This window comes from Bacillus sp. M5A3_1b (assembly GCF_053345335.1).
Window position 1 is genome coordinate 302,576 of sequence record NZ_JBKEZY010000003.1, and the last position, 13,955, is coordinate 316,530.

The following is a 13,955-nucleotide window of genomic DNA, read 5'->3' on the forward strand; positions in this document are numbered from 1 at the left end:
CTCGCTTACGTTCGCCCTGTCACCATATGACAGTTCTCACCTATTGATCTAATTTCTGATCGATAAAGGATGTGTCTATATCCGAACCAAACCATTCTGCCAACTTCACTCGTGCCTTATCTTTCACCTCTTCATTGACGTATAACGACGCTTGTAATAGAGCAGCCATTAACGCCCCTAAATCATCTGTATAACCAACCCCAGCAATGAAATCTGGGATGGCATCAATTGGTGCAATAAAATAAGCAAGTGCTCCAATCACAATAATTTTCACTCGCTTTGGAACATCAGGTCTTTGCAAAACATAAAACAATAATAGACTTGCATAAATGACCGACTGTCCCGCTTGCTTTGCAACATGTTTTGCTTTCTTCCAAAACGCTTCAACTGAAAATTTTTGTTCCATGTAAAAGCCTCCCTATTTTTTTAAAGAAATAAGCTACAATATGTTATCAGTAAAAGTTCATCAAAATTACACATAATCTATCAATGAACTTTCATTGTAACAAACAAACTAAAAAAGAACAAGTGTTCGTTAATTTTTACATACTTCCCTTCATATAATAGGTTTCTAGATAACCACTCACCCATTGTCATTTCTTATTTCTCAACAAGAAAATTTTCACTTTCACTGAACATTCTGCTCTACCTTTGTTATATTTTCTAGTTGACGGACATATAAACGAATGTTAAAGTTTTCTCTGGTAGTGACAAATCTCATACAAAAAATGTAAAATGTTATAGTGTTTCTCAGAAATGAATTTTGTTGTATAATACAGAAATGACGTTATGCTTATGAGCAGCACAAGAAACCAAAAGGGTATGCATAGTTATAGTCGTATATGGGTGAATATAGAACCTCTAATTATGGCCAAGAAAACTATGTATTTTTTATTTTAGCATTTTTCGCTCCAAAATCGACCAAGCCTGATAGAGAAAGGGTGGAAATGAATGAAAGAAACCTTGAAATCACAATTTCAAAATGTGCGTTTCACTGTATTCGTAGCTTTAGCTTTATGGCTGAAGACGTATCTTATTACACGCACAAGCTTTGATTTAAAACTTGAATCTTTCATGCAAGAATTCATTTTATTCCTTAGCCCATTAGCAGCATCATTACTGCTGGTTGGTCTTGCATTATTTGCAAAAGGGAAAAAACGTAACTATATAGCACTTGGAATTAATTTTGTTTTAACAATCGTTCTTGTTGGTAACGTAATGTTCTACGGATTCTACAATGACTTCGTTACTTTACCAGTACTAGGACAAACATCTAACTTTGGAAGTTTAGGTTCTAGTGTGAAAGAATTGTTTAACTACAAAATTATCCTTGCATTTGCTGACATTATTGTATTCTTCATTTTATTGAAGAAGATGAAGAATTTTGCACCGACAGAACGTGTAGCACGCCCAATGCGTTCCCTATACTTCGTGTCAACAGTTGCTATTTTCTTCGCAAACTTAGGACTTGCAGAAGCTGAGCGTCCTGAACTATTAACACGTTCATTCGACCGCGTTATGCTTGTTAAAAACTTAGGTTTATATGTACACCAAGTGTATGATCTTGGCTTACAAGCAAAATCAAGTTCACAAAAAGCTTTTGCTGACGGTAGTAAATTACAGGAAACAGAGAACTACGTAAAAACAACGCAAAGCAAACCAGATCCAAATATGTTTGGTACTGCAAAAGGGAAAAACGTAATTGTTGTCTCTCTTGAGTCATTACAAACATTCTTAATTGGTGCAACAGTTAACGGACAAGAAGTTACACCATTCTTAAACCAATTTACGAAAGAAAGTTATTACTTTGATAACTTCTTCCATCAAACTGGGCAAGGAAAAACATCTGATGCTGAATTCTTAGTAGATACTTCCATGTATCCACTAGACCGTGGTGCTGTATTCTTCACACACGGTAATAACGAATATACAGCAACACCAGAAATTTTACGTGAGCAAGGATATCACACATCGGTATTCCACGCGAACAACGCAACATTCTGGAACCGTAACATTATGTATCCGGCACTTGGTTATGATCGTTACTACAACGAGCTTGACTACAAGATTACGCCAGAAACGAAATTAAATTGGGGATTAAAAGATATCGAATACTTCGATCAATCTATCGATATGTTAAAAGAAGTGAAGCAACCGTTCTATACTCGCTTCCTTACTTTAACAAACCATTACCCATTCACTTATGATGACAGCACGAAATTAATCGATGAATACAATTCTGGTGATGGCGTATTTGACCGTTACATGGTAACTGCTCGCTATTTAGACGAAGCAATGAAACACTTTATTGAGCGTCTAAAAGCAGAAGGCATTTACGACAACTCAGTTATCGTATTCTACGGTGATCACTACGGTATTTCTGAAAACCATAACCGTGCAATGGCACAGTTCTTAGGAAAAGAAGAAATCACTGCATTTGACCATATGAACTTACAAAAAACACCGATGTTTATTCACGTTCCAGGTCAAAAAGAAGGTAAAACAATTTCAAAACCAACTGGTGAAATTGACATTAAACCAACAATTCTAAACTTACTTGGTGTAGATTCTACGAATCAAGTTCAATTCGGTCATGATGTATTCTCACCTGATAATAAAGGATTCGTTGTTCTTCGTGACGGTAGCTTCGTTACAGATAAGTACATGTACACGAACAGTACATTCTACGACCGTACTACTGGCGAAGTTGTACAATTACCAAAAGAAGAATCTCAACCACTCATTGATCGTGCCCAAAATGAATTGAACATGTCTGACAAAATCATTGAAGGTGACTTACTTCGCTTCTCTGAAAGTAACAAGACCAAAACTGGTGAAGTAAAGACGGCTATTAAAGAAGAAAAGAAGAGCGCTGAGTAATCTCAGCCTCTTTTTTTTATATTTCTCCATACAATCACTTATATTCATTAACTTTAACATTACATAACCTTTACCAAATATTCACATAGGATTAACGAAACATCTCTATAATAAAATATGTAAGCAAGGTTCTATATATTTCTTATCTCTCATTTGTAATAAGATCCCTTAAAGAAATATATGAATCGTTTATTTCTACTTTCTTATAATTGTCTTTCAATATGTTTTGTTTCCATACACAAAACATTCAATAAGACGATGTCCCTATGAAAGATAGCTACCCTCCTTGTGCAGCATTCCATCAGAATGTTGCTTTTTTTTATTCAAAAGCAGGATTCTTATTTCTCATTTTCGAATTTGTATATACAAAATGCTGTAAAAGTGAAACTTTAATCAGCCCTCACCAATCGGGCATTTACGGGCCGTTATTCGCCCTCTTCACTTCTTTGCTCCAGCCGAATTTTTAGCAGGAGTTTTACTGCCCACAAATAGCGAGGTAAATCATTACTACTTCTCTACCATTTACAAATACATATACGTCATATGTAAAGAAGTACTCACATAGAAATTACTATAGTGATTTTTATTCCGAATGAAAGCTTCACTTTACTTATGCACTTACGAAAGGATGGGACGGAAATTGGCATATGAAAGATTTGTACTTTGGAATGATGCAGTTATTGATACAACGAAACAAAAAACGTACATAGAACTTGAAGAAAGAGGCTTGCAGTTTGGAGATGGTGTCTACGAAGTTATTCGCCTATATAAAGGAAACTTTCACTTATTAGATCCGCATATCACAAGACTATATCGCTCCATGGAAGAAATAGAATTATCACTCCCTTTCTCAAAAGCAGAACTTATTATCCTACTTTACAAACTAATTGAAAATAATAATTTCTACGAAGATGGAACGATTTATTTGCAAGTATCTCGCGGTGTACAAGCTCGTACCCACACATTCTCATATGACGTCCCTCCGACAATCTATGCCTATATTACGAAGAAAGAAAGACCAGCGTTATGGATTGAATATGGTGTACGTGCTATATCAGAACCAGATACGCGCTGGCTACGCTGTGATATCAAATCATTAAATTTATTACCTAATGTATTAGCCGCTACGAAAGCTGAACGTAAAGGTTGTAAAGAGGCTCTTTTCGTACGAAATGGTACTGTAACTGAGGGAAGCTGTTCTAATTTCTTTCTCATAAAAAACGGAACTCTCTACACACATCCAGCCAATCACCTTATTTTAAATGGCATCATTCGTCAGTATGTCCTTTCTTTAGCGAAAACCCTTCGCATTCCGGTAAAAGAAGAACTGTTTAGCATTCGCGATGTTTATCAAGCGGATGAATGTTTCTTTACAGGAACGACGATTGAAATTTTGCCGATGACTCACCTTGATGGAACTGCAATTCAAGATGGTCAAGTTGGCCCTATCACAAAAATGCTACAAAGGTCATTTTCTCAAAGCTTGTTACAATCCAATATGTCATCTTCTTAAATACGAATAATTTCTAACCTTTCTACATTCAATATATGTATTTAAATGGAAATCAAGGTGTAATTTATGCCTTGATTTTTTCTTGTAATCTTTTTGTCATATTCAGATTCCCGCATAAGTCTTGACAGTAATCGACATGCTCTTTAGAATTTTTAACAGTTGGTAAATATTTCTTAACTACATTACAGACAGAAAGGAATCGACAAATTATGAAAAAATACCTTGCCGGTCTTGCGGCAGTGTCTGTAGCAGGAGGAGCAGCACCTACACTTGATAGTGTTCAAGCTGCCCCTGAACAAAATACACAAAAAGCTGCTACAACTGTCCTAGCTTCTGCATCAAACAGCTCATCTTATACGGTAAACGCTAGCGTATTACATGTTCGTGCAGGATCAAGTACTTCTCACGACATCATCTCTCGCGTTTATAACGGTCAATCACTAAACGTGATTGGCGAAGAAAATGGTTGGTTCAAAATTAACATTAATGGAAAAACAGGCTTTGTTAGCGGTGAATTTGTATCAAAAAATGGTGCAAGCAATTCCAATGTAAGTACAACAGGTGGAAACAATAAAGTTACTGCTGATGTATTACGTGTACGTACCGCTCCTAACACTTCTAGTTCTGTTTCAGGACGTGTATATGAAGGACAAGCATTAAACGTAATTGGTCAAGAAAATGGTTGGGTGAAAATCAACCATAATGGACAAGTTGGCTATGTAAGTGGCGAATTCGTATCTGGTGTTTCTTCTAATGCAGGTTCTTCAAACAACAATACGAATAATAACAACCAAGAATCTGTAAAACCAGCAAGCGGAAACTATACAGTAAATGTATCTTCCCTTCGTGTTCGTACAGGTCCTAGCACTTCTCACACAACTGTAGGGTCTGTTACAAAAGGACAAGTTGTACAAGTTGTTGGCGAAGTTCAAGATTGGTTCAAAATCAATTACGCTGGACAAGCTGCTTACGTAAGCAAAGACTACGTAACAAAAGGCGGTTCTAGCGACAACGTTACACAAGGTAACAAACAAGAACAAAATAATAATGTAACCGTTCAAACTGGTGGTACTTATGTTGTTAACGCAACATCTCTACGCGTTCGTACAGGCCCTGCTGCTTACCATAGTGTAATTGGTGGCGTGTTAAATGGGACTACATTAAACGTAGTTGGATCTGAAAACGGTTGGTTTAAAGTAAACTATCAAGGAAAAACAGGTTTCGTTAGTAGCGAGTTTGTAAAATTCGTTAAAGGTGGCACTGCTACTCCTGAACAACCAAAACAACCTGAAAAGCCTAACCAAGGCGCAATTGGTGACTACTACATTAATGCTTCTGCACTAAATGTACGTAGTGGCGAAGGTACAAATTATAGAATCATAGGAGCACTTTCACAAGGACAGAAGGTGCAAGTAATCTCTGAAAACTCTGGATGGAGTAAAATTAACTACAGTGGTAAAACTGGTTACATCGGAACACAGTTCCTATCAAAAACACCAGTTGGCGGCGCTGTAAATAATAAACCTAACAACAATACTAATCAAAATAACAATAATACAAGCAATAACAACAATACAGGTAATAACAGCGGTGATGTTTCTGCCATTCTTGCATATGCAAAATCAATGCAAGGCGTACCATACGTTTGGGGCGGTAGTTCTGCTAACGGTGTTGACTGCAGTGGTTATATCTACCACGTATATAAGAAATTTGGTCATAAAATGAGCCGTACAAATGTTGCAGGATATTGGAATAGCTTACCGAAAACTTCAAATCCACAACCAGGTGACTTAATTTATTTCCAAAATACTTATACAGCAGGACCTTCTCACATCGGTATTTATCTTGGGGGCGGATCATTTATCCAAGCCGGAGATAAAGGTGTCGCAATCGCTTCATTAAGCAATTCTTATTGGAGTAAGCACTTCTTAGGTTATACGAAAGCACCTTAAGTTATATTTTAGAGCCTTCTAGATTACTAGAAGGCTCTTTTTAATATATGTCACCTATATCCCCGAAAAAAATAATGTATCTATTTCCCTATTTCATACACTATATTCTACAAAAACACTCCATAACGTTATCATAATGTATATTTTTACATAAAAAACATAACCTATTTCATGTTTAATCATTTTATATGTGTTTTTTTAAAGAATTTTCTTTTTATTTAAACTTTTCGTTAGACGTTTGACCTCCGATGTCCATTATGATAAGTTACTTAAGATGTTATATTCGTAAACGTATAGACAACTGGTTTATACACTTTTTTTACTATGAGGAAGGAGCATACACTGCATGAATCTTTTATGGGGAATTGGCGGCGTGATTGGAGTATTAGCAATTGCTTTCTTACTATCTTCCAACCGCAAAGCTATTAATTGGCGCACAATTTTAATCGCGCTAGCATTACAAATGTCATTTTCATTTATCGTATTACGATGGGATGCCGGAAAAGCAGGTTTAAAATACGCTGCAGATGGCGTTCAAGGATTAATTAATTTTTCTTACGAGGGAATTAAGTTCGTTGCTGGGGATTTAGTCAACGCAAAAGGCCCTTGGGGATTTGTTTTCTTCATTCAAGCACTACTTCCAATCGTATTTATTAGTTCATTAGTTGCAATCTTATATCATTTCGGTATTATGCAGAGATTTGTTAGTGTCGTTGGTGGCGCATTAAGTAAACTTCTTGGAACTTCTAAAGCAGAAAGTTTAAACTCAGTAACAACTGTATTTTTAGGACAAACTGAAGCTCCAATCTTAATTAAACCTTACTTAGCACGTTTAACAAATAGTGAATTCTTCACTATTATGGTAAGCGGTATGACAGCTGTTGCCGGATCAGTTCTTGTCGGCTATGCAGCAATGGGTATTCCGTTAGAACACTTATTAGCAGCAGCAATTATGGCAGCTCCATCAAGTTTATTAATTGCAAAACTAATTATGCCAGAAACAGAAGAAGTAGATAATAACGTTGAGCTTTCTACAGAACGTGAAGATGCAAACGTTATTGATGCAGCTGCACGTGGTGCATCTGAAGGTATGCAGCTTGTTATTAACGTAGCAGCAATGTTAATGGCTTTCATCGCATTAATCGCTTTATTAAATGGATTATTAGGATGGGTTGGTTCTTGGTTCGATATTAAACTTAGCCTAGATTTAATCTTCGGTTACTTATTATCACCATTTGCAATCTTAATCGGGGTTTCTCCTGGTGAAGCTGTACAAGCAGCAAGCTTTATCGGTCAAAAACTTGCAATCAACGAATTCGTTGCATATGCAAACTTAGGACCACACATGGCAGAGTTCTCTGCAAAAACAAACTTAATTTTAACATTCGCAATCTGTGGATTCGCAAACTTCTCTTCTATCGCAATTCAATTAGGTGTAACAGGAACGTTAGCTCCTACTCGCCGTAAACAAATTGCACAGTTAGGGATTAAAGCAGTTATCGCTGGTACATTAGCAAACTTCTTAAATGCAGCAGTTGCAGGTATGATGTTCCTATAAAATGACGCAAAGTCTCCTCTTTCTAAAGAGGGGGCTTTTTATTATATGTTTTATATTTTTTTGTTATATATTAAATACTTTATGCTTAAATATAAGAACATTATGATACAATAATTAGTAAGTCTGTTTATTTTTTCTTGCAAAAGAGAGATACTACTTGTTGTTGCTCTCCAAAATAACCTAGTCATCCGGTCTATTTCTTAATAATTGCGCATACTACAAGTATCCTTGCATGAATTACCTTTAAGGAGGAAAATTTTGTGAAAAATAATTTCTATAAAGTCCTCTCTATGTGGATTTTACAAATTTTATTTTATTTTACAACTGTACATGTAACGCAATATGAGCATGCTCTCATTTTTACAATTATATATGTAATTGTTAATGTACTATTTCTATTATTAACTGATAAAACCGCATTTGTTTTTTTTATATTAGGAACCATTACTTCGGTATTCTATCTGTTCTACCAAGCATGGCTTTACTTATGGAGTACATCAGAACAATGGGAATACATTATTACTCACTTCCTAATGGCAGCAAACTTCTTCATCGTATATATCTCCACTCATTTATTAAAGAAGGTTATTCATGAAAATAAAGAATTAACCGAACGTGTGAGAATATTAGAACAATACATTGGAGAATCAAAATTATTAACAAGACAAGAATTCGAAAGACGACAAGCATTATTAATCACTGCAATGAATCGTCGTAATGAAACAGGTGTTATTATTTACTTTGATTTCAATTCCTTTAGTAAATATACAAAGGAAAGTGTTATGAACCGTGTAGCTTCATTATTAGTTGAAACGATAAGAGATGACTTTGATCTTGCTGCTGAATACGATAATAATAAGCTAGTTATTTTATTACAAAACACAAATGAAGCCGGTGCTGACATTGTAATGAACCGTCTAAAGCCAAAAATGGAGCAATGGCTTGCTGCTGAAGCGATCCAAGATATACAAATTTCACGCGAGCAAATTGGGAACAAAGGAAAGACGTTATTATGATGACACTCGTTATACTGCTTTTATTCCTTCTGTTTTGCGTACTCGTTTTTTGGATTAGTATCACATTTTCGATTAAGTATATACTTATCTTTACAGCCTTTCTATTCTCTGCCTTACTTGTTTACTATTCTTTCTTAACACTCGCAGGTTTAGTTCACCGAAATAGTAAACGAAAGGATCGTACGCTAGAACATTATCCAAGCGTCGACATTTTAATACCAGCCCACAATGAAGGGGTCGTTATTAAAGATACTTTAGAGGCGATGGCAAAGATTGAATATCCAGGTAAACTAACTGTTTATTTATTAAACGATAACTCTCAAGATGAGACACCTGAAATTGGTGACGATTTTGACAAAGCTTATGCTCATATTCGTCACATTCGTGTTCCGGCGGGTGAACCAAAAGGGAAATCGCGTGTATTAAACTATGGTCTTAGTATTTCAGATGGTGAATACTTCTGTGTGTATGATGCAGATAACCAGCCTGAACCACATGCACTGCGAATGCTTGTAGAACACGCTGAAACAACCGAGGATGCTGTTGGAGCTGTTGGTCACGTTCGTACTGTAAATGAAAACAGAAACTGGCTAACACGAATGATTTCATTAGAATTTCAAATCTTCCAGCTCCTTATGCAATCAGGACGTTGGTTACTATTCCAAACAGGTTCACTAACAGGAACAAATATGCTTCTTCGTCGCTCTGCATTAGAAGAACTTGGCGGCTATGACCCGTATGCAATTGCAGAAGACGCTGAATTAACATTACGAATTACACAAAAAGGCTATCTCTTACCGATCGTTCCAGAATCAATTACATGGGAACAAGAACCTGAGCATTTAAAAATCCTTATTAAGCAGCGTACACGTTGGCTCCAAGGGAACTTGTACATTTTAGAAAAAATGTTTTCTTCCTTAAGTTTCTTTAAAGGAAAACTTCTCGTCCATTCCTTACAACAAGTTTTAGTGTATGTTGTATTTTGGCTATTCTTAATCATTTCGAACGTTTGGTTTGTAATTGGGTTACTCGGGATATTCCAAATTCAATATAGCATTCCGCTACTATTTATGTGGTATGTCGCATATATTACATATGTTTCTCAATTATTTAGTGCCCAGAGTGTGGAACGAACCTTTACACCAACTAATATTTTTATTAGTGTTATCATGTACTTTACGTACGCACAGCTCTTTACGTACTTATTCATTCGCAGCTTAATTTTATACTTACGTGCAAAAAGCAAGAAACAAGTCATTGGCTGGGATAAAACAGTTCGATTCAAAAAAGAAAAGTAAAACTTTAATCAGTGGGAGAACTCCCACTGATTTTTATTTTGTAAATAAAAATCAGCACAGAGCGCCGTATGCTCTGTGCTGATTTATTGCCGTATAAATTATATATATCAGACAATACCCCTTAGCTGAAAGTAATTTCACGTCCATCCCCCAACGAACGATTGACCTTCATTTATATACGAAAAAGTGATTGCTATTTTTGTAGAACCAATTGCTTCTCTTGCTGTTCTTTGCGCGTTTCAGTCTTAGGTTCCGTGCTTTCTTGGACACTACGATGTGCCACACGTTTCAAACAAATATGCTTCCACTTTCTTTCGTAACGTTTCATTATTCTAGATGTCCCCCTTGAATGCGCTTTAAAACTATTTGAAATCGCTTACAGGAAATAATATAGCACATATACATAAACGTGACAACACATTTCCGACAATTTTTTGTCAAAAATACAAATAGAATCCGTAAGATATCGAACATTGTCGAAATTCATCGATTTATCTTCGCATAAAAGGCATACTACTTATATAGTAAAGTATTTTATTTCCCTTACGTGGAGTTCAAATTCCTTCTATATAAAAAAGAGCTGATACATAATCAGCTCCTTTTCCTTCTATTATTAATGACGCTTCATACGTCCTTCTTTTTGTAACTCTTTAAACAATGCTGCCATCATGAAGAAAATAACGAAGACGAATGGGAATGCTGCAATGATAGCTGCCGTTTGTAAGGCTTCTAATCCCCCTACATATAATAAGATAGAAGCTAACGCTGCTAGAACGATACCCCAGATCATTTTAATGCGGTTTGGTGGATTTAAACTACCATGTGTCGTTAACATTCCTAAAACGAATGTCGCAGAATCTGCAGATGTAATAAAGAATGTAGAAATAAGAAGAATTGCTAGCACAGATAAAGCCGATCCAAAGCTTCCCATCTGATCAAACATAGCGAATAACCCTACTTCTGTTCCCATCTCTTTAATTTTTTCAAAGATATGTGCATCACCAAACAGTTCCATATGAATACCAGTCCCGCCGAAAACAGAGAACCAAAGCGCACCGATTACAGTCGGTACGAGTAACACACCGATAACAAACTCGCGAATCGTACGTCCTCGTGAAACACGGGCAATAAACGTACCTACAAATGGTGACCATGCAATCCACCATGCCCAATAGAAAATTGTCCATGACTGAACCCATTGATTTCCGCCTTCATCTAATGGACTTAAACGGAAGCTCATGCTTGGCAATTCCTGAATATAAGAACCGATTGTTGAAGTGAAGTAATTCATAATAAAGTTTGTTGGACCTGCAAATAATACAATAATCATAAGTGCAAACGCCAAAATAATATTCGCATTACTTAAATATTTAATTCCTTTATCAAGACCTGTTTGCGCAGATAACATAAATAACACGGTTACGATTGCAATAATAACTAACTGTGTCGGCAATGAATTCGGGATAGATGTTAAATAACTAACACCACCAGCAATTTGTTTCGCACCAAGACCTAATGATGTTGCAACACCAAACACAGTTGCGAAAACAGCTAACACATCAAATGAATGAGCAATACGTCCATGTTCCCCGCCTTTAAATAACGGACCTACTGTCGCACTAATCGTACTTGCTTTTCCTTTTCTAAAAGTAAAGTAAGCAATACACAGCGCTACAAATGCATATAGTCCCCACGGATGTAATCCCCAATGGAAAAATGAAAAACGTAGTGCAAGACGCGCACTTTCCTCAGTTGCACCTTCTCCAAACGGAGGTGCGTACAAATGGTTTAATGGTTCAGCAACGCCCCAGAAAACTAAACCGATACCCATACCAGCGCTAAATAGCATAGCAAACCATGTCATATAACTATAATCAGGTTCATCATCATCTTTACCTAAACGAATAGAACCGTATTTCGAAACAATTAAAAAGATAGACACACCTAAAATAATAGAAACAGAAATAATATAGAACCATCCAAACTTACTAACCAATACCGTTTGAATCGCAGTCGTCACATTTCCTAGGCTACCTTTTCCAATAATAGATTCGGGAATAATCCCCCAAATTGTAAATGCAATACATAATGTTAATGAAACGATGAATGTTTTTGTCAGTTTCCTCATCAAATCCCCCTTCGTAGGTTTCACTTTTGTAAATAACATAAATTCCGATATGTAAAATCGGATAGAAAACTATAATTTTACGGTGATTTTCTTACTTTCACCTTCACCAACTAGAATTCTTATGGACAGCCTTACCTTCCGTATAATCTTTTTACTCTGCAAGAGCTATAAGATCGAAATACTGCTGTCAAATTGTGCGAGAAAAATGTGGATGGGAATGTGTTTTCCCAAAAAAGGATGTGTTACAGATGTAAAAAAGGGCATTTTTCTTCCTTGCAACCCTTTCTTTTTGTAACAATTATGCGGTTTTTTTGCTAGTATATAGCACGTGTTTATAGTTTCACAAACGAAATGTTTATGTTTATATAACTATATTACCCATAAAACGGCAAAATACTCAAGGAATGTAACTGTTTAGTAAACATTATGTAACACTCCTGTAATATTTTTATTTACGCCGAAAAATATATGTTGTATTAAATATTTTGAATATAAGTAGAAACCTACTAATCACATAGAATGAAAAACGCTTTCCTATATTTTTTGTTATATTACAGGATGTTAACGACTGATTACGAATGGTTTGTAATTGTGTGTTTTCCCGAAATCCGAAAAAATCTGTTGCTATAATGAGGACACGAAAACAAACGCAATGGAGGCTATCATGAAAAAATTAATTGGAATAGCAACAGCAGCAGTTTTTGGTCTTGGGATTTTCACATCATCTGCTAATGCAGAAACTGTTGTAACAACAGACGTACTAAATGTACGCGAAAACCCTACTACGGAATCAAAAGTTGTCGGTAAATTACTAAACGGGAATAAAATAGATGTTCAAAATACAGAGAACGGATGGTCAAAAATCACTTTAGATGGTAAAGACGCATTCGTAAGTACAGAGTTTACAAAAAGCATCTACTACGTAACAGCTAACGTATTAAACGTACGTGCTGAAGCGAACACAAACTCAGAAATTCTTGGAACGTTGAAGAAAGACGATATGATCGAAACAACGAACCAAGTACAAAATGAGTGGTTACAATTTGAATATAACGGGAAAACAGCTTATGTTCACGTTCCTTTCTTAACAGGTACAGCACCTGTTATCGAGAAACAAGAACAACCTGCTCCTGCTAAAACTGTAGCACCAGCTAAAGCGCAAGCACCTGCAGCACAAGCAAAACCAGCTGCTAAGCCTGCTGTGAAAGCTGCTGAAACTAGCACACCTTCTGGTGGTCGTGAGTTAACAGTTGTAGCTACAGCATATACAGCTCACCCAAGCGAAAACGGTGGCACATACGGTGGCCGTGTATTAACTGCAATGGGTCATGACTTAACAGCGAACCCAAACATGAAAATGATCGCTGTTGACCCGAAAGTAATCCCATTAGGATCTAAAGTATGGGTTGAAGGTTACGGAGAAGCTATCGCTGGAGATACTGGCGGTGCAATTAAAGGTAACCGTATCGACATCCTACTTGGATCAGATAGCGCTGCTCAAAAATGGGGACGCAAAACTGTTAAAGTGAAAATTTTAAAATAACCAATGACTGCTAAAGCCGGTTCTCTTTGTTGAGAGCTGGCTTTTATTTTTTTATAATAACTATAAG

General features: G+C 36.2%; 9 protein-coding genes. 7 read left to right on the top strand and 2 right to left on the bottom strand.

Features of this window, described 5'->3' with window-relative positions:
* Positions 1 to 40 precede the first annotated feature (40 nt).
* Positions 41 to 406 carry a YkvA family protein gene (locus ACLBWW_RS11255; protein WP_000435500.1) on the bottom strand — a complete coding sequence of 122 codons (366 nt, stop codon included), beginning with the start codon at positions 404 to 406 and terminating at the stop codon, positions 41 to 43.
* A 545-nt stretch (positions 407 to 951) separates the two neighbouring features.
* On the opposite strand from ACLBWW_RS11255, the gene ACLBWW_RS11260 reads away from it, so the two are divergent.
* From ACLBWW_RS11260 to ACLBWW_RS11285, 6 genes are all read left to right on the top strand, one after another.
* Positions 952 to 2,880 carry an LTA synthase family protein gene (locus ACLBWW_RS11260; RefSeq protein WP_048542574.1) on the top strand — a complete coding sequence of 643 codons (1,929 nt, stop codon included), beginning with the start codon at positions 952 to 954 and terminating at the stop codon, positions 2,878 to 2,880.
* 628 nt (positions 2,881 to 3,508) lie between these two features.
* Positions 3,509 to 4,393 (top strand): D-amino-acid transaminase, encoded by an 885-nt coding sequence (locus tag ACLBWW_RS11265; protein ID WP_002008975.1) that lies wholly within the window; start codon positions 3,509 to 3,511, stop codon positions 4,391 to 4,393.
* 209 nt (positions 4,394 to 4,602) lie between these two features.
* Entirely contained in the window at positions 4,603 to 6,345 is a 1,743-nt protein-coding gene (locus ACLBWW_RS11270; RefSeq protein WP_048542576.1) for a C40 family peptidase, read from the top strand.
* A gap of 346 nt (positions 6,346 to 6,691) precedes the next feature.
* Positions 6,692 to 7,903: a NupC/NupG family nucleoside CNT transporter gene (locus tag ACLBWW_RS11275; protein WP_048542579.1), complete on the top strand. Its 1,212-nt coding sequence runs from the start codon at positions 6,692 to 6,694 to the stop codon at positions 7,901 to 7,903.
* Positions 7,904 to 8,163: 260 nt separating this feature from the next.
* Positions 8,164 to 8,919 (top strand): GGDEF domain-containing protein, encoded by a 756-nt coding sequence (locus ACLBWW_RS11280; RefSeq protein WP_048542582.1) that lies wholly within the window; start codon positions 8,164 to 8,166, stop codon positions 8,917 to 8,919.
* Entirely contained in the window at positions 8,916 to 10,217 is a 1,302-nt protein-coding gene (locus tag ACLBWW_RS11285; RefSeq protein WP_000988744.1) for a glycosyltransferase family 2 protein, read from the top strand. Before ACLBWW_RS11280 ends, ACLBWW_RS11285 begins: the two co-directional genes overlap by 4 nt.
* A gap of 613 nt (positions 10,218 to 10,830) precedes the next feature.
* Here the strand turns inward: ACLBWW_RS11285 and opuD are convergent.
* Positions 10,831 to 12,345, bottom strand: a complete 1,515-nt coding sequence (opuD, locus tag ACLBWW_RS11290; RefSeq protein WP_048542583.1) for a glycine betaine transporter OpuD — start codon at positions 12,343 to 12,345, stop codon at positions 10,831 to 10,833.
* Positions 12,346 to 13,009: 664 nt separating this feature from the next.
* On the opposite strand from opuD, the gene ACLBWW_RS11295 reads away from it, so the two are divergent.
* Positions 13,010 to 13,888: a cell wall-binding protein EntA gene (locus ACLBWW_RS11295; protein ID WP_046955549.1), complete on the top strand. Its 879-nt coding sequence runs from the start codon at positions 13,010 to 13,012 to the stop codon at positions 13,886 to 13,888.
* Positions 13,889 to 13,955: the final 67 nt, after the last annotated feature.

Coding starts and splice junctions, on each gene's coding strand:
- ACLBWW_RS11260 (WP_048542574.1), top strand. CDS start 952: ATGAAAGAAACCTTGAAATCACAATTTCAAAATGTGCGTTTCACTGTA.
- ACLBWW_RS11295 (WP_046955549.1), top strand. CDS start 13,010: ATGAAAAAATTAATTGGAATAGCAACAGCAGCAGTTTTTGGTCTTGGG.
- ACLBWW_RS11275 (WP_048542579.1), top strand. CDS start 6,692: ATGAATCTTTTATGGGGAATTGGCGGCGTGATTGGAGTATTAGCAATT.
- ACLBWW_RS11265 (WP_002008975.1), top strand. CDS start 3,509: ATGGGACGGAAATTGGCATATGAAAGATTTGTACTTTGGAATGATGCA.
- opuD (WP_048542583.1), bottom strand. CDS start 12,345: ATGAGGAAACTGACAAAAACATTCATCGTTTCATTAACATTATGTATT.
- ACLBWW_RS11270 (WP_048542576.1), top strand. CDS start 4,603: ATGAAAAAATACCTTGCCGGTCTTGCGGCAGTGTCTGTAGCAGGAGGA.
- ACLBWW_RS11285 (WP_000988744.1), top strand. CDS start 8,916: ATGATGACACTCGTTATACTGCTTTTATTCCTTCTGTTTTGCGTACTC.
- ACLBWW_RS11255 (WP_000435500.1), bottom strand. CDS start 406: ATGGAACAAAAATTTTCAGTTGAAGCGTTTTGGAAGAAAGCAAAACAT.